This is a genomic window from Bacillus sp. LNXM65 (assembly GCF_002998575.1).
GTDB lineage: Bacteria > Bacillota > Bacilli > Bacillales > Bacillaceae > Bacillus.
The window spans coordinates 479,152-497,384 of the sequence record NZ_PVRB01000002.1 but is presented as its reverse complement, the minus strand read 5'-3'; the positions used below and the strand labels follow the sequence as shown (position 1 = coordinate 497,384).

At 38.1% G+C, this 18,233-nt stretch carries 11 protein-coding genes; 4 read left to right on the top strand and 7 right to left on the bottom strand.

Annotated features, from left to right (window positions below; genetic code table 11):
• Positions 1 to 156: 156 nt before the first annotated feature.
• On the bottom strand, positions 157 to 1,296 hold the full coding sequence (gene wecB / locus C6Y03_RS06070) for a non-hydrolyzing UDP-N-acetylglucosamine 2-epimerase (RefSeq protein ID WP_106039017.1): 1,140 nt from the start codon (positions 1,294 to 1,296) through the stop codon (positions 157 to 159).
• Between the two features lie 241 nt (positions 1,297 to 1,537).
• On the opposite strand from wecB, the gene galU reads away from it, so the two are divergent.
• On the top strand, positions 1,538 to 2,419 hold the full coding sequence (galU, locus tag C6Y03_RS06065; RefSeq protein ID WP_106039016.1) for a UTP--glucose-1-phosphate uridylyltransferase GalU: 882 nt from the start codon (positions 1,538 to 1,540) through the stop codon (positions 2,417 to 2,419).
• Between the two features lie 27 nt (positions 2,420 to 2,446).
• On the opposite strand, the gene tagH is transcribed toward galU, so the two are convergent.
• From tagH to tagD, 5 genes are all read right to left on the bottom strand, one after another.
• Positions 2,447 to 4,048 (bottom strand): teichoic acids export ABC transporter ATP-binding subunit TagH, encoded by a 1,602-nt coding sequence (tagH, locus tag C6Y03_RS06060; RefSeq protein ID WP_106039015.1) that lies wholly within the window; start codon positions 4,046 to 4,048, stop codon positions 2,447 to 2,449.
• A gap of 19 nt (positions 4,049 to 4,067) precedes the next feature.
• A complete protein-coding gene (locus C6Y03_RS06055) occupies positions 4,068 to 4,895 on the bottom strand; it encodes an ABC transporter permease (RefSeq protein WP_106039014.1) in 828 nt (275 codons plus the stop codon).
• 149 nt (positions 4,896 to 5,044) lie between these two features.
• Positions 5,045 to 7,300: a CDP-glycerol glycerophosphotransferase family protein gene (locus tag C6Y03_RS06050; protein WP_106039013.1), complete on the bottom strand. Its 2,256-nt coding sequence runs from the start codon at positions 7,298 to 7,300 to the stop codon at positions 5,045 to 5,047.
• Positions 7,301 to 7,347: 47 nt separating this feature from the next.
• Positions 7,348 to 8,814, bottom strand: coding sequence for an alpha-glucosyltransferase N-terminal domain-containing protein (locus C6Y03_RS06045; protein WP_106039012.1), 1,467 nt, complete (start codon positions 8,812 to 8,814; stop codon positions 7,348 to 7,350).
• 95 nt (positions 8,815 to 8,909) lie between these two features.
• The gene (gene tagD, locus C6Y03_RS06040) at positions 8,910 to 9,299 is read right to left on the bottom strand and encodes a glycerol-3-phosphate cytidylyltransferase (protein WP_106039011.1); all 390 of its coding nucleotides are present in this window, start codon (positions 9,297 to 9,299) and stop codon (positions 8,910 to 8,912) included.
• A gap of 369 nt (positions 9,300 to 9,668) precedes the next feature.
• Here tagD and C6Y03_RS06035 point away from each other — a divergent pair, with 369 nt between their 5' ends.
• Positions 9,669 to 10,439: a WecB/TagA/CpsF family glycosyltransferase gene (locus C6Y03_RS06035; RefSeq protein ID WP_106039010.1), complete on the top strand. Its 771-nt coding sequence runs from the start codon at positions 9,669 to 9,671 to the stop codon at positions 10,437 to 10,439.
• An 11-nt stretch (positions 10,440 to 10,450) separates the two neighbouring features.
• Positions 10,451 to 11,638, top strand: coding sequence for a CDP-glycerol glycerophosphotransferase family protein (locus tag C6Y03_RS06030; protein WP_106039009.1), 1,188 nt, complete (start codon positions 10,451 to 10,453; stop codon positions 11,636 to 11,638).
• Positions 11,639 to 11,655: 17 nt separating this feature from the next.
• Here the strand turns inward: C6Y03_RS06030 and C6Y03_RS06025 are convergent, their stop codons facing one another.
• Positions 11,656 to 14,286, bottom strand: coding sequence for an N-acetylglucosaminidase (locus C6Y03_RS06025; RefSeq protein WP_106039008.1), 2,631 nt, complete (start codon positions 14,284 to 14,286; stop codon positions 11,656 to 11,658).
• A gap of 323 nt (positions 14,287 to 14,609) precedes the next feature.
• Between C6Y03_RS06025 and C6Y03_RS06020 the strand changes: the two genes are divergently transcribed.
• A complete protein-coding gene (locus C6Y03_RS06020) occupies positions 14,610 to 18,224 on the top strand; it encodes a CDP-glycerol glycerophosphotransferase family protein (RefSeq protein WP_106039007.1) in 3,615 nt (1,204 codons plus the stop codon).
• The last annotated feature ends 9 nt before the right edge of the window (positions 18,225 to 18,233 follow it).

The following is an 18,233-nucleotide window of genomic DNA, read 5'->3' as shown; positions in this document are numbered from 1 at the left end:
GAGAAGAATTTCTAGTGTGGAACATGAGAAAAACACCTTCCTTAAGTGGGTTTTTCTCTATTATAAAATGAGGAGATGGAAAGTTTAAGGAAAAAATAAAGCTGTCGAGATTTTCTCGACAGCCTGAGAAGACTACATGACTGTAGTCTTCTTTTTTTATGATTTGAATGGGGCAGGTTTTTCTTCACTTAATCCAAATCGATGGAGGAGCTCTTCGACAATTCGTCTCGAGGCTTGTCCGTCACCATAAGGGTTAGACGCCTTCGACATATTGTCATACTCTTCCTGATCTACTAGCAGCTCTTTTGCCATTTTGTAAATGGTCTCTTCATCTGTACCTGCAAGCTTAAGCGTGCCGGCTTTCACGCCTTCTGGACGTTCTGTTGTATCACGCAGCACTAATACTGGCTTCCCTAGAGAAGGCGCCTCCTCTTGTACACCGCCAGAATCCGTTAAGATAAAGTGCGAAGCGGCAGCAAAGTTATGGAAATCAACGACTTCAAGCGGTTCAATTAAGTGTACCCGATCGAGACCGCTAAATTCTGTCTGAGCTGCATCACGTACAGCAGGGTTTAAGTGAACAGGATAAACGACCTGAACATCTTCAAACTCTTCTACAACACGTCTAATGGCTCTAAACATGTTTTTCATCGGCTGTCCGAGATTCTCTCTGCGATGGGCCGTTAACAAGATCATTTTATCCGTGCCTATTTTCTCTAAAATAGGGTGCTGATAGTGCTCAGTAACCGTTGTTTGCAGGGCGTCAATCGCTGTATTCCCTGTCACACAAATGGTCTCTTCTTTTTTATTTTCAATTAAAAGATTCTGCTTCGCTTCGTCTGTAGGTGCAAAATGAATATCGGCAATAGTGCCTGTCATTTGACGGTTCAATTCCTCTGGGAAAGGCGAATATTTATTGTGTGTTCTCAATCCAGCTTCGACGTGACCGACTGAAATTTGGTGATAAAATGCTGCCAAGCTTCCTGCAAAGGTTGTTGTAGTATCCCCATGGACAAGGACAATATCAGGTTTTTCTTCTTGGAATAATTGATCTAGCTTTAACAGTGCATTTGATGTGATTTCAGATAATGTCTGGCGCTGCTTCATGATGTTTAAATCATGATCTGGCGTAATCGAAAAAGCCTCAAGAACTTGATCAAGCATTTCTCTATGCTGGGCTGTTACAGTGACAATTGAATTTATCTGTGGATGTTTATTTAATTCAAGGACAAGTGGTGCCATTTTGATCGCTTCAGGTCTAGTACCGAAAATAGTCATTACATTTAGTTTTTTCACTTGTTTATGCCTCTTTCCATCAATACATATTGTTTTTATTATACAAAAGATCTCTTCGAATGATAAACTAACCATGCTAAAATTAATAAAAATTTCACAGATCTGATTGTTTATATTTACAATTTTCTATTAAAATTACTTTAAACATCATAAATTTATTTGATTACTTTTAAAAGTAAGGTAGAATTTAGTGGTATTCTCTTAATTTTCACATCAGTATTTAAGGACGGTGCAAAATACATTGAAAAAAGTACGTAAAGCCATTATACCAGCTGCAGGTCTTGGGACACGTTTCCTCCCTGCAACAAAAGCCATGCCTAAAGAGATGCTCCCAATCGTTGATAAACCAACCATTCAATATATTATTGAAGAAGCTGTTGAATCAGGTATCGAAGACATTATTATCGTCACTGGAAAAGGAAAAAGAGCAATTGAAGATCATTTTGATTTTGCTCCAGAACTTGAGCGTAACCTAGAGGAAAAAGGGAAAAAGGAGCTGTTAGAAAAAGTAAGGAAATCTTCTAACATTGCCGATATTCACTACATTCGTCAAAAAGAACCAAAAGGTCTTGGACATGCTGTTTGGTGCGCACGCAATTTTATCGGTGATGAGCCTTTTGCTGTTTTATTAGGTGATGACATTGTTCAAGCCGAAACACCTGGGCTTCGCCAGCTGATGGATGAATACGAAAAAACCCTTTCATCTGTCATTGGTGTTCAGCAAGTAGCGGACAGCGATACACATCGCTACGGGATCATTGATCCTCTTACACAAGAAGGACGCCGCTATCAAGTCAAAAACTTTGTTGAAAAGCCGCCGCAAGGAACAGCACCATCGAATCTAGCCATCCTAGGCCGCTACATTTTCACGCCAGAGATCTTCATGTACCTCGATCAGCAAGAGATTGGTGCAGGCGGAGAAATACAACTTACAGATGCCATTCAAAAGCTAAATGACATCCAGCGCGTATTTGCCTATGATTTCGAAGGAAAACGATACGATGTCGGCGAGAAGCAAGGCTTCATTGAAACGACGCTTGAGTTTGCTCTTCAGGATGAAGAATTGAAAAAGAAGCTCATTCCATTTATGAAACAGCTTCTCGAAAAAGAAGAAGTGAATTGAAAAAAGCTGCCGGCATCGGCAGCTTTTTTATTTAATGACTGAAATAGTCAGTGTATGTTGTTCATTATCAATGACAAACAGGTTGTTTTCGCCCTTCACTGCGAATTTTGTTCGTTTCTCATTCATCCAGACATTTTGTTCTGTCAGCCCAAGTGTGGAAGGAGAGATTGGCATAATGTCGCGAAACACAATCGTGTTTGCCTGACCATTTTGAATGACATAGTCGGTTTTCTCTGTGGTCAATCTTTCAATCGTATCTCCTTGATCATTTTTCACTGAACTCAGCGTTTGCATTCTCTGTTTCAGCACAGATTCTTCTTTTCCAAGGAAAGAAAGTAAATACTCATACGAACCTGCCGATGCAGGCGATACATAGGAATTAAACTGTCCTGGTCCAATAGATAATGACTTTAAATCCTCTGCATTTTGAAGCGCAGCAGGTTTAACAAAATACGTTTCTGACGCTGTTTTAATTTGAACGGTTTGTTTATTTTCAGCCACAGCCTGTACTTCTTGTCCAAATGGCAAAGTGACATCAGCCTTTTTTTTCATGGCTTGGTCTTTGTAAACCTTGAGTGGATCAGCCGTGACAATCACCTGTTGATCCACCTTTTTCATATCAGGCGCTTCTTTGGTCTCTGGGTTCTTCGACTGAGGCGCTTCTGTCTTATCTGATGGGATTGCACCAAATGTCGCCAGTGTACGAAGCGGGCGATCTGAAAACATCGATAAGGCTAGCAATATCGTTAAGACCGCTAAAACTGTCACTTGAAATGCGGGTCCGAACAATGAGCGGCGTTTTCCGTTCTCTTGATAGCGAGACACCTTTTCTGTCTTTTGTACGCCTTTTCTGCCTTCCTTCTGTTCCATTTGGTATTTTTGTTTCTCTTTCTTAGAAAGCTTGTTAAACCAGTCAACAAACTCCTTATATTCCTTCACGACCTTTTTCGTATCATCAAACATACGAAGCTCACCATAATGCATCCAAGCCACCCGATCACAGATTTTTTGGATTTGGCTAATGGAGTGACTGACAAAAAAGATCGTCTTTCCTTGTTCCTTGAATTCTGTAATGCGGTCCACACATTTTTGATAGAAGGTTTGGTCTCCAACAGACAGTGCTTCATCAATAATCAGGATATCTGGATCGATATGCGCTGAAATGGCAAAGCCAAGACGTGATTTCATTCCACTTGAATAGCTCTTAACCGGCTGGTCAATAAAGTCGCCAATATCCGCAAACTCTACGATTTTTTCATAAAGCTCGTCTATCTCTTTATTCGTCAGCCCCATCATTAAGCATTTTAAACGAATGTTGTCTTTTCCGCTTAACTGGTTGTTCAGCCCTGCTGCAATGGCAATTAACGAAGGCTGGCCGTCCATATCAATTTCACCACTTGTCGGTGGAATGATTTTCGCTAGAAGGTTCGACATTGTCGATTTTCCAGACCCGTTAATCCCTACAAAACCAATCGTCTCGCCTTCATATACATCAAAGGATACATCACGGACAGCAAAAAAACCTTTTTCATTTTTATTAGGAAAAAACAGACCTTTAATCTTATCTGACTGCTTTTTATATAGGACGTATTGCTTGGATACGTTTCGAAACGAAACCTTTAGTTTCATCGTATAATCTCCTTACTTTTTAAAGAAAATCGACAAATTTATCCCTAAATTTCATATGAAGCAAAGAACCAACTGTTAAAAGAAGAAGCGTGATCAGCCAAAAATAAAGTGTGTATTTGACATCATGGAAGAACCATTCTCCCTTTAACAAACTATTTCTAAAACCATCAATAATGTAGAAAAGAGGATTCAATCTTAATATATCCCCAATCCACGCTTTGTCTCCAGTGAGCTTTTCTGAGATATTCCAAAAAATCGGCAGCAAAAAGAAAAGTAATCGTGTCACGGATTGTAAAAGAAATTGATAGTCTCTCACGAGTACGCTAATCGTGGAATTAAACAAACTAAACGAAAACATAAACGCGATCATACAAATAAGATAGTATATATATTGCAGCCAATGTGCGTCAGGATAGATGCCTGAGGAAATCAGCACAATCAAATAGACGCCCATCATGACAAAGTAGCTGAACAAGTTGGACATAATCACCACAGACGGCAGCGCACTAATCGGAAAATTCATTTTCGATACCATATTAATGCGTTTAAACACACTGTTTGATCCATCAAGAATCGTCGGACTAATGAAGAACCAAGGGATTAATCCGGCAAGCATCCAGATGATAAATGGCACCTCCATGCCGCCAATGACAATCGGCTCTCCTCCGCGAATGCCCATACCAAAAACAAACCAGTAAGCCAGCATTTGAATCAATGGATTTAAAAACTGCCATAAAACACCTAAATAATTCATCTGATATTTTGATTTTGTTTCATAAACAGCAAGTCGCATAATCAGCGGAAATGAGCTGATTTGCTCCTTTAGTATCGTCAACATTGCGTTCATTCTAATCTTCCTTAGATATAAGTTTTTGGGATTACTTTTTTTATAAAGCACCGCTCATAATTGTAACAGATGTTGAGGAATATTTCACTTTATATCATGATAAAAGGCTTACAAGCCGTCAGCTGTAAGCCTTTATCCTATTATTTTATTTATTCAAACACCACTTCAACCACTCGCTTTGACGACTCCCCGCTCTCTAAGTAACAGAATTTCTCATAAAACGGCGCAAATGATTCTGGTAGTGTAAAGTCTGGCTGTTCTGTTTCTCTCACCCAGTCAATGACACTTGCTGTCTCTTTCACAAGTGGTCCAGGTGCTTCTTGTTCAAAGTCGAAGTAGAAGCCTCTGAGCTTGTCACGATATGTTTCAATGTCTGGCACATAGAACAGCATCGGACGTTTGAGGTTTGCATAATCAAAGAACACAGATGAGTAATCTGTGATGAGCAGATTAGAAATCATATAAAGGTCTCTAATGTCTTCGTAATGAGAGAAGTCATAGGCAAAGCCTTCATATGGTCCTAAATCAAAGTTTTCAGCGACTAGATAGTGCATACGCAAAATGATGATATATTCGTCTCCGATAGCTGCTCTTAGCTCATGCAGATCAAGGTCTAAATCAAATTTGTACTGCCCTTTTTTATAAAATTGATCGTCTCTCCATGTCGGTGCGTATAAGATCAATTTTTTATCAAGCGGCAGGTTCATTTTTTGTTTCAGTGCTCTCATCGTTTCTTCATTGTTTTGATTATGAAGGAAGTCATTTCTCGGATATCCTGACTCAATCATGGTCTTTTGGAATTGGAACGCACGTGTAAAGATTTCAGTCGAGTAGGCATTTGGAGAAATGAGATAATCCCAATTCGATGCTTCTTTTGTGAAATTCTTTTTGTATTTCTTCGTGTTTGTTCCAGGCATATGCACCTCGTCCATGTCCATTGCCAGCCGTTTTAACGGCGTACCGTGCCAAGTCTGCAAGTATGTTGTGTGATCTGGCTTTGGAACCCATAGCGGCAAACGGCTGTTTACGACCCAATACTCGGCTCTTGCCATCGCAAAGATCCATTTCAATGACAGACGATTGATATAGTAGATGCCTTTTTCCTTGAACGGTGCTTCATGACCCTTTTTAACACTCCAGATCAGCGTATATTCAGGGTGATGTTCTTTCATATACTCATAAATCCCACGCGGGTTACAACTGAATTGTTTTCCGTTAAAACTTTCAAAAACAACCGTTTTCTTTTTCACAGACAGCTTACTCGCCAGTTTAAAGGTCATTTTAAACGTTCTTGTCACAAGACGGTTACGGACTTTTTTGATTTTACTGATCTTCTTTTTAAATTTCTTCCACTTGCTTTTGACGTAATACTTGGCACGTGTTTTCATTGTGTAATCATTAATACGGATGCCAAGCGTTTGTCTTTTTTTCTTTCGGTACACTTCATATCGAATCGGTACATCGTTTCGTTTATGAATTTGAACAAGTCCTTTGAGTTTGTTCGAGCGGTCTCCAAGCACTAAAGAAGCAGTTGTTAATGTTTCCTCTTCTCCATCTACCTCGCAAATAAATTCAAGATAGAAGCGATATACAAGGCGTTTGGTTAATGAATAGGTTAATGCCTCTAAAGGGACTTCAGCTGAAAATTGATAAAGCTGTGGTACGTGTTGATCATCACGGTATTCGATTACTTTATCTTTTATATGGGTGATTTTTACCGGAAAACGATGCTCAATTGGTTCTTCACCATTTTTCTTCAAAAGAAGCCTTACTTCTTTGATCTGATAAGGATGCTCTGCACTAAGAACTCCTGCATAGCCAGATAAAGATAACGTACACTCTTTGTTGAGATCGATGTGATTAAATTTCACAACCTTTAGCTCACGCTTGATTTTCAAAGAAACATTTCCTTTGTCTGTGCGGTATGGGATAATATACAGCATGGCGTCTTTATTTTCTAAAAAAGTCAGCTCAGGCATATCTATTCCCATTTTCAATCGGCGTTTATAGTATGGCGTTTTCTCTTCTACCTCAAAGTTATCCGCTTCTTTTACTTCATCTTCCTCTTCTTCTGAATCAGAATCATAGGCTGAGTCCTCAAGCTCGTCTTCATCCTCTTCTTTGTTAGTGCTCAGATAGTCCGTGACATACAAGTTATATGTCTGGCCTTGCTCTAACGCAAGCGGAAGCGATGTATCACTCAATACCAATTTGAATAGATTCTCTTCTTGATGAACAAGCGGAAGGAATAGTTCTTGTTTTGATACTCTCTCCCTCATAAACAAATAAAATTCTCTTTCTGTTAATGGCATGTCATCGTCGATGCGAATGAGCATTTCTAGTTTATCATGGTGATTTTTTAACCCTTCAACGACACTCTTCTTATGAATTCCCTCTTCAATCATTAATCGTTAATCTCCTCTGTTTCAGAAATCTTACTGTTAGTGTATCGCTACTTCACTTTCCAAGAATAGTTTCCTTGTTTCGTTTGATACGACCATCCATCTAGCGATGAAGGTTTGTTAGTGAGCAACTCTTCATCTACTTCTAGGCGATGCAGGACTTCTTGCCGGTCTTTTGTCTTAAACCGGATGTAAAAATCAACATATTTCGTTTGGTTAATTTCAATGTTTTTCTTTGTTTGAAAATGGCCAATTGGAAAGCTGACTAAAAGGTTTTCATCGATTGTTTGAGAAATGATTTCAGCTCCATTCACTCGATCATATCCTGCAAAATCGATTTGTACATGATCCGCATGACTCATTTCATCTTTTAACTCAAGCTGAAGATGAAGAACATGGTTCTCAGAGCTTAGATCACGCAAGATCCATTTTGTACAATCCACAATCCTTCTTAGTTCATCTTTACGCTCACGATTTTCGAGCATATGATGAAGTGCTGTATTCCAAACAGACATTTTACCAGAAGACATAATATAAAAATAGGCTTGTTCTCCTAAAACCTTCTCGACATCTTCTTTATGCTTAGTATCTCCAAAGAACACGGCATCCACTTGCTGTTTTCTTATTTGTTTAAACAATTCCTCATATTGGGGTTTCAGCTGATGCTGCTCTTCCTCATAATGTGCGTCATGCACAAATGCAGCATAATAAGTTGTTTCAAGCTGCTCAATTTTAAACAAGTGGCGGTCTTGATCACGGTCCTCTGTGATCATCAGTTTCAAACGGTCATTTTGTGATTGAATGCTGGATAGCCATAATTGTTTAATATCCGTCTTCTTTGTAAATGTTTGAATTCCTGTTTTTTTATACCAATTAATATGTCGCACTGGATTCTTTTTTACTTCTCCATGGTAGATGAACTCCATATAAATACTGCCATCGTCATTGATCAATTCCTCTAAGTATAGTGCACCTGTATGGGGAACAAAGCTTTGTACTCTGCATAAAACGCCCTGCCAATTGTATTCTTCCCTCTTCACCAATTGCTGTTCTTCATTATATTGATCAATATAACAAATGGGAGAAGAAGATCGTTCATATCTCGTCACCTGAATCGTGGGTTCATCTGCCGGAATCACTGCTTCATTGATCGAATGCGTTGATTCACTGACAATAAATTCCGAGTAACGTCTCTTACTACCGCTTTCCGGTAGAATATAGTGTTCATACACATTCAAGATGTCAACATCAGAAGAAAAGATCTCTTCCATGCGGTGAATACTTTCCTTTACATTTGCATCATAATTCAAAGTTAAAATTGCAGTACGTTTATGTTGATCAGCTAATGGTTTTATTCTTGCTTTTAAAGACTCAGTTAAGCTCTCATCCTGTTTTGGTACATCACCCATAATAAAATAGTAGTCCATATCAGGCATGTCAACTGATGTCATTGTTTCATGTTGTTCAGGTTGATCCAATGTGTCTTCAACTTTTTTTTTCATCCAATTTTGAAACAAAGGAAGCTCTCCTTCATAATATTGTTGACTTACTCATTGTATTTTACATGAAAAAGTACTTCTTACCAAAAGATAAGAAGTACTTTTTTGATCTATTAAAGTCCAGCAATTTCTTCTTTAATTTGGGTTGTCGAGATGCCTTCTGTTCTCTTCAAGTATACGACTTCGCAATGTTCTTTTAAGAAATCGAACTTGCCTTCCCAGTCATCTCCCATAACAAACACATCAATATCATGCTCTTGCACATCATGAATTTTTTGATCCCAGCTGTTTTCTGGAATGACTTCGTCTACATAACGAATGGTTTCAAGAATCAGCTTTCGGTGCTCGTAGCTATGATAAGCCTTTTTTGATTTTTGTAAGTTAAACTCATCTGTCGAAATGGCCACCACTAAGTAATCTCCAAGTTGCTTTGCACGTTCGAGCAGCTTAATGTGCCCCCAGTGTAATAAATCAAATGTACCGTAAGTAATAACTTTCTTCATTGCAAACATGAACTCCTTTCTTCATTCCTTATTTGACTGCTTTCATGCAGTAATGTTTATCCGTAATCCTATAATCATCGATCATTTTTTCGCTCTTCGGAACCTAATTATATCACAATGCCTATGAAAGGTTAAGAAAATGTAAAGACAAACTATTTCCAATTTATTGGGCACAGAAGGGAAAGTCCGAAGAATCAATGTTTCACTGAGCATCCTTCATATGAATTGATGAAAATGTCATGAAATTTAAAGGTTTGTAAAGTTATTGTTAATATTTCATGGAGCATCTGTGATAAAATGATGAGTAGACGAAGAATGAATTTACAATGAACGTTCATAGATAACAAGATGAAAAAGGAGGTCTAAACAATGCAAACAGAAGTGGTCTCTAACCTTTCTTATGTAAACGGCGACCTAGATGAATTTATCAGCTATATGAATCACCATCATATTTCTCAAAGAAGAGGCGCCATGATTGCGACTGTCAATCCAGAGATTGGCTATGCTGTTATGAAGGATCGTGCGTACCATCAAGTCGTCTCTTCTGCGGATTATGTTCTGCCGGATGGTGTAGGCGTCGTCTTGATGTCACGTTTGACACAAAGTCCGCTGAAGTCAAGAATTGCTGGCTTTGATGTCTTCATGTCTATGCTTGATCTAGCAAACAAGCAGTCTAAAAGTATCTTTTTATATGGGGCGAAAAAAGAAGTGCTTGAGGCTGTGAAACAGCGAATTGATACGGAATATCCAAATGTGGTCATCGCGGGCAGCTGTGACGGCTATCAAGCCGATAAACGTTTCGTAGCGAAGCAAATCGCGCGCTCGAAACCTGATATGGTGTTTGTTGCATTAGGTTATCCAAACCAAGAGAACTTTATTTACGAATACCGCCATTTATTCCCGCAGGCTGTTTGCATCGGTTTAGGCGGAAGCTTTGATGTATTTAGCGGAACGGTGAAGCGTGCACCACGATGGATGATTAAGACAAATACAGAATGGCTGTACAGACTGATTGTGAATCCGTGGAGATGGAAACGAATGCTGAACATTCCTAAATACGCTTTTGCCGTATTGAAAGAAAACAAAGTGAAAAAACGTTACTATCCTGAGCAGGTAAAGGATCAGACGAAGCAGCTGTGAGAGACTGATAAATGATGAATATACGCTCAATGATGATTTCATGTTACGCAGCTTTTATTTCTTTCATTGGATGGCTGATGAGCGGCGTGAAGCCTCGTGAAAACCAGGTGACGCTGCTTGTTTCATTTCAAGAGAATGCAGCTGCTCTCATTGATACTTATCAACAACAGGCGAACATGACGATGAAGCTTACTGTCCTCTATACGAAGCATGCTTCTGCGATAGAAAAGGACGGGTCTCATCTGTCATTTCGCTATTTTCATGAAAAAAATCCTCTCCATCTCATTCAATGTATTTATACGATGTTTAAAAGCAAGGTTGTCGTGACAGATAATTACTTTCTCATGACAAGTGTACTCAGAAAACGCCCTTCTACCACATGTATTCAAGTATGGCATGCCAATGGGGCGTTGAAAAAATTCGGTCTTGAAGATGCATCAAATTCGGAACGAAGTCCCCGTGATATCAAACGCTTCAAACGAGTCTATGCGTCTTTCGATTATATCGTTACAGGCTCAGATCACATGCGCGAGATTTTTAAGTCTTCGTTTGGGGTCAATGATGAACGTTTTTTACCAACAGGTGTACCGATGACGGATGTGTACTATGATCAGTGCCTGCCTTCCTTGAGGCCGAATGATTTTCCTAAAGGGAAAAAGCTCCTGCTTTATGCACCGACCTATCGAGACTTTGCAATGGACGATCTTGTCCTGCCTTTTTCAAAAGAGCAATTGCAAACAGAGCTAAATGGAGACTATATTCTGCTCGTCAAGCTTCATCCTTCGGTCAAACATTTAGCAAAGGCGGAAACAGACGGTGAATGGATATTTGATGTGTCCGATCAGCCGCTCTATCCATTGCTTTGTACTTGCGATGTACTGATGACAGATTATTCGTCGATTGTGTTTGAATATGCGCTGCTTGAAAAGCCTGTTTTGTTCTTCACTTATGACTTAGACACTTATCGAGCGAAACGCGGCTTAGTCGATCGGTATGAGGACATCATTCCTGGAAAGGCTTGCGTCACTCAAGACATGCTCTTGAAGGAGCTGCTTCATCTAAACGAATCAGATCACAGAGAACGAATCAAAACCTTCGCTGAGGAATGGAACCAATATTCAAAGGGCGAGTCTAGTCAGCAGCTCCTATCATTTATTGAACAGCAGCTCTTACACAAAAAACGTCCGGCTTCTCATTAGGAAGCACGGACGTTTTTTTATTTGTTATAAACCGGGATGTCGTAATACAGCGTATAGTTATCAAGTAAGTTATACAAGCTATACATACGAGTGACTTGCTTATAAGCCCAGCCAATATCTGTTGCATATTGATGAGTCGCTGCACTAGACCAGCGCATTTTATAAATCGTATCTTGCTTGTATGTGGCGTGATTAATATAGCTGTTGCCAATGAATTTTGCCCCGCCAATAATCGCTGCCTCTGGCGTGAACCATTGCTGTTCATACGCATACTTTGCACCGAGGTAATTCGGATTGCTGTCGTATGCGCCAATGCCATACATGTTATATACTTTCTTCCCATTAAACATCGTACCATTCGCTAAAATCGAACTTCCGTTACCCGTTTCAAGCAACGCATGAGAAATGAGATAAATTTCGTTGATATGATACGTTTTCGCTGCCGTAATAAAGGCTTGTCCTTTACCTGCAAGAATCCCTTTACCTGCTAGAATCTTGGAATTGACTTCTGCCGGATTGAGATTCGCAGCTTCAGAGAGTTTCAGAAATTGAAAATAAGATTGAGTGCCCTCAGCAATATTGGCTGGGTCTACGTATTTTTGCACCTCTGCTGAACTTGCATTTCTCCAGCCCAAGCTGATCTTGATCCAGTTTCCTTCTTTCCCAAGCTGTCTTACTTTTGTTCCTTTGTTCAACTGCGCCACGATGTTGCTCGCAGAGCTCGAATCAGGTGTAGAACGAACATTTAAGCCGTCTGTATTCACAGTTGACGTCGCCGGGTCTACATATGCTGCATAGACATAGGCTGCACCGTCTGTCTGTGGTGACACCTTCATTTGCTTGTTCACCATCTCATTGACAGTGAGGTTGTAGTTCGTTTGCATGACCATTGGGCCATTTTTGATTTTTACAGCTGTGGCTGTCCAGCCATATTGGCTTTTCACAAAGGCAATCGCCGCATTTACAGTTGGTAATCCTGTGAATTGCTGCGTAATGTTGATTTTGTAGGTTGGTTTCGTTGTTGTTTTATAAGCAGCTGGTTCATTCCGTTTTTTGAAAAATGCCAGGCCTTGGTCGCGCAATGCAGCTGTGGAAATAACACCAGTTTTAATCTGATATTGACCATAATCAGTTGTACCTGTTTTTTGTGCAGCTGCTTTCATTTTTTGTTTCGTTAAATAGCTTAGCGCTTGATTCAGTTTTGTCTGATTCACCGTCGGCTCTGTCGTGATCCGGTATTGCTTAACCGCTTCTGTCAGCGTTTTTGTACTGCTGGCAACGCCATTTTTCTTGATAATCTCTTGAGCCTGTTTGACTTTACTTTGCTCATATACAGGTGTTGTCTTGAGACTATACGTTTTGCTGACAGCTTGTCCCTTACCTGTTGTGATGCTGCTTGTCACCTTCTGCGTTTTTAAATATGCGGCACCTTTATTCATTTTCGCTTGGTCTGCTGATTGATTGACGACAAGTCGATACGTGCTGTCAGATACCTTACCTGTTTTTTTCGTTGTCGTATATACCTTTTTCTTTTGGAAGAAAGCCGCTGCTTTTTTCGCTTGAACATCTCCTAATAGGTTTCCAGTCACTACTTGATATGGCTGTGTAGAAGAGATCTTTTTGGATATGTAGCGCCATTTCTTTTTCTTGAAAAAGGCTACCGTTTTTCCGTATGCTGTATCGTTCAGTTGATTGAGTTTCACGATATAATTTTTTGTTTTTCCCACTCGCTGCACAGTCCCTGCAGCGCCGGTTTGTTTCTTGATCTGAGCCGTAGCTGAGGATGCTTGTTTGTTGTCTTTGAAATAGCCTGATTCCAAGCGATAAACATTTTTTAAAGCGCCTGTCTTTTGAATCTTCCCGCTGATCTTTGCTTCTCTTTGCAGCTGGGTAAGGAGCGTCTGTGCTTTTGACTGGCTGGCTTGTGCAGCTGATGTGACGATGTAATATGGCTTGCCTGCTGTCACCGTTTGAAGCACTGCTTTTAAACCAGACTCCTTTTGAAAGCCTTGCAGGATGGTATTCGCCTTACTTTGCCCAACGATACCGCCTGAAATCAGCTGATACACAGCGCCAGCTTTGTTTTCCGTTTGGTATGTACTGGTGACACCGGCCTGCTTTTGTAATTCGGTTTGAATATTTTTGACTTTCGTTTCAGAATCAATGGTTCCTGATATGACCTGATAAGAAGGTCTGCTTTGATTGATGACTTCATAGGTGCTATTGAGCCCTGATGTTTTCGTTAGCTCGAGCGAGAGCTTTTTTGCCTGAGCTTCATCATTGACTGGGTCAGATACGACCTTTTGTAAAGGAAGGCGGTCACCTACTGGAGACACCGTACCGATCAGACCCACTTCTTTTTTTAATGCAGATGCACTTGCATTCGCTGCTGCTTGCGACTCATATCCTGAAGCAGTGAGCTGATAGGTCGACGTATTTCCTGAGGTTTGATAAGTGGCTGTCCACTTTTTGTCTTTCTTTAGTGTTTCCACAGCTTTTTTCACTTCTGCTTCTGTTGTAAATACCTTTGAGGTGTTCATCGTATAAATGGATTGATCGACATAGGAGGCTGCTTGCGCTTCTTTACCCGTGTGTAATGTCATACCAAAGGCAGCTGCAAGTAACATAATCTTGATGGTTTTTTTCATGTTCCCTGTCCCTCTCTTAACTTTGCATAATAGTTTACTAATCTCTTTATCGACAGAATCACCTAATTATTTTAACAACAAAAGACTCAATATATTTATATCTATCTATGAAAAATGACATTTTCAGGATGATTTTCACCTAAATATCATTTCATCATCTTAAATTTCCATTAAAGATTTAGTATCATATTAATTTCTCTTTAAAGTTATGGTATCATATAGCATCATTTGTATTTTCTTATCGAAATTTTTAAATTCACTTGTCTGTATATTACAACAAATTTTTGACTTTTTAAAAAGGAATGTTAAAAGGAGTCACAATAATGAATAAGAAGATCATAAAAAGGAACAAAAAGATTTTAAAAAGGAAAATAAATTTTTTAAAAGACCCTTTAAGGAATTTTATTAAAGATAAGAGACACCAAAGGAATAACCTATATGCATACTATTATCAACATCTTGATGTTGTTGATAAAACCGTACTTTATGAATCTAGAGATGGAAAAAGCATGACCGATAGTCCTTTAGCCATTTTTGAATATTTGTTTCATCAGCCTAATTTTAAAGACTATACTCACATTTGGTCTATTGAAGACTTTGAAACATTAAAACCAATTTTAAATAAGTATAGAGATGACAAAAACGTGATTTTTGTTAAAAGGAACTCTAAAGATTATTTGAAATATTTAGCCACTGCAAAATATTTAATCAATAACTCTACTTTCCAACCATTTTTTATATGTAAAGAAGAGCAAGTCTATATTAATACGTGGCATGGTACACCATTAAAGTATATGGGCTTTGATATCCCAGGAAATCCTGCCCATTCTCAGAACGTATTAAGAAATTTTTTAAGCTCAGACTATCTTATTAGCCCAAATGAACATACAACAAGTATGTTCTTAAATAGTTATAAGTTGAAACACATTTTTTCAGGGAAAATAATAGAAGAAGGATATCCAAGAATTGATCTAACGTTAAATACTGATCCTCTCGCATTTAAAAGAAGTCTTCAATCTTTTGGCGTTAGCCTATCTTTAGAGAAAAAAACTATTGTATATGCACCGACATGGAAAGGGACGAATGTTGGTAAGGTTAAAAACAATTTAACTCAGATCATTTCTGACCTGAATTACTTACAAGAAAGATGCGGTCAAGAATTTAATATTCTTCTTAAGCTTCATCCATTTCTTTATCACCAAGCAAGTCGATCAACGGAATTACAAGGCCGGCTTATACCAGATTTTGTTGATACAAATGTGCTGCTAAGTGCGACCGATTTATTGATCACTGATTATTCGAGTATATTCTTTGATTTTTTAGTTACAAATAAACCAGTCCTATTTTATATGTGGGACGCAGATGAATATAACGAAGAACGGGGAATGTATTTTAATCTTGAAGACCTTCCAGGACCTCGTGTCTATAATATAAGAGATTTGGCAGAATCAATTGGTCGTATAAAGGAAATAAATTTAGAATTCAAAACAAAGTATGAGCAATTTAAACATGACTTCACAAAGTACGATGATGGTAAAGTGACTGAAAGAGTAGTTGAGGCTATCTTCAATAATGAGACTGAAACCGTTCGCTCCATCAATACTCATAATAAAGTGAAAGAAAAGATATTGATATATCCCGGAGGTATGAAAAATAATGGTATTACTTCCTCTTTCATTAACTTAACTCAAAATATTGATTATGATAAATATGATGTGAGTTGTTATATGAGTACACCAAACTCAAAAGAAGTATTAAATAATATTGCAAAAGTCAATAAAAATGTCAGATTTATCTTCAAGCCGGGCTTACCTGTATATACTCTGCAAGAAGTTTATAAAGATAAATTAATTCATAATCGCGGAGCAAGAGGGAAACTAGAAAAAAGACTCTATCCACAAGAAGCTTATTCCAGAGAATTCAAGCGCCTATTCGGAAAATCCACTTTTGATCATGTGATTGATTTTAGTGGCTATAGCTTATACTGGGCTAAATATCTCGTTTCTGCAGATGCGAAAACAAAAATATGTTTTATGCATAATGATCTTCTCTCAGATAGCGAAAGAACGATTAACGGTAAGAAACCTCATAGAATTAATCTGAGAGGTTTATTCACCATATATCATAAATTCGATAAGTTAGTGAGTGTCTCTAAAGGAACAATGGAGTTAAACAAACAGAATTTATCTCAATATGCAGAAGAAAGAAAATTTGATTATGTAATGAACTCCATTAACCCAGACAAAATTTTAGGAACAGAATTAACTTCCAGCGAAGAAGAAGATAACAGCCTAATCATATCGAATAAATCTTTTAAATCCAGGGCGGAAATTTTAAGCAGTAAACACGATAAAATACTCCCTACATTAGTAGAAAATAATTCCCCCACTTTTTCAGCAAAACAATTTGAAAATAAAGTGGTCATGATTACAAGAAAAGCTGTAACAAAACAAAACGAAGTTTTATATAAATTCACTTATGAAGATCATGTGGTGGGATGGTTAAATAAAGAAGCGTTTAAGATTCTACCAGATAGCATTATATGTGAAGAAGAAGTTCATAAGCTAGCAGTGATTGCATCTACTAAGCGCAATGATATTTGGACAAAACCCTATAAAACGAAAGGAATTAAAAAGGTTTCTTCTAGCCATCCATATAAGAATATTATGGTGGAAATAGATAGAGAAGCTAGAACTGACCGCTCCGTCTATAGCAGGTTTTATATTAATAAACAACTAATAGGCTGGATAGATTCCTCAGCACTAAAAATACTGAAAAATTACGAAGTTAATAGTGATCTCCCTGAAGATAAACAAGCATTGATCGAAAAAGAAAAGCACACATTATTAACTGAGAATTACCATAAACATGATGAGTTTATTCACTCTTTGAATAATAGAACACTTTTAGAAAGAAATTTAAACAAGCAAATGAAGATTGTTCATACAGAAAATCATAAAGTATGGTCTAAAGCATATCCAAATTTCGGTTATGCTGAAGTCTGCAGCGCTGATCTCTATAAAGATGCGATTGTAACTGTAACCAAGAGCCATAAAACCAACACATCTACCTATTATCAATTTTCTTATGATGGAAAAGTGATTGGGTGGTTAAACGTAAAAGCATTTAAACAATTAGACCCTCAATCTATTTTAAATCGTAAAGAAGTGAATTATTCTGCCTTGCTTCATTTGAATGAGTTTAAAATCTATAATAAAACAAATGAAAATACACGGTTTCAAGTCGTGGAAGATTATTATCTATATAATAAAAAAGAAGTTGATGTCACTGAAGAGGTCACCACACCTATATCAACATATTGTGCAATAGAGCTCAATAATGAAAAAATAGGCTGGGTAGATAAAAAAGCACTTGAAATCATCGAAATTCGCGGGTTCCAGATAGGAAATGAGTTTGTTCCTTATCCATCAAAACATCACTATAATTTTGTTAATATGGGACGCTTATCGCCAGAGAAAGGGCAAGATAATTTAATCACTGCGTTTAAGCAACATGTCGAAACAAACGCAAATAGCAGGCTATATATTCTCGGTGACGGTCCACTAAAGAATGACCTTCAAATGTTAATAGAACAATTTGAATTGCAAAACCATGTGTTCTTAGTAGGACAAGTTGAAAACCCATTTACCATCCTAAAAATGTGTGATTGCTTTGTTTTATCTTCACATTATGAAGGTCAGCCAATGGTCCTTTTAGAAGCAATGACACTAGGTATGGATATTTTAGCGACAGATATCATTGCCAACAGAACTGTTTTAGAGAATGGTAAATACGGGGCTTTAGTCAATAATAGTATTGATGGACTTATAGAAGGTTTAAATAACTTTAGCTCTCAGACACACCCTTCTTATGCTCCATTCAATTATAAAGAATATAATAAAAAAGCAATGGACACTTTCTATAAAGTTCTAAACTAACCTTTCTAT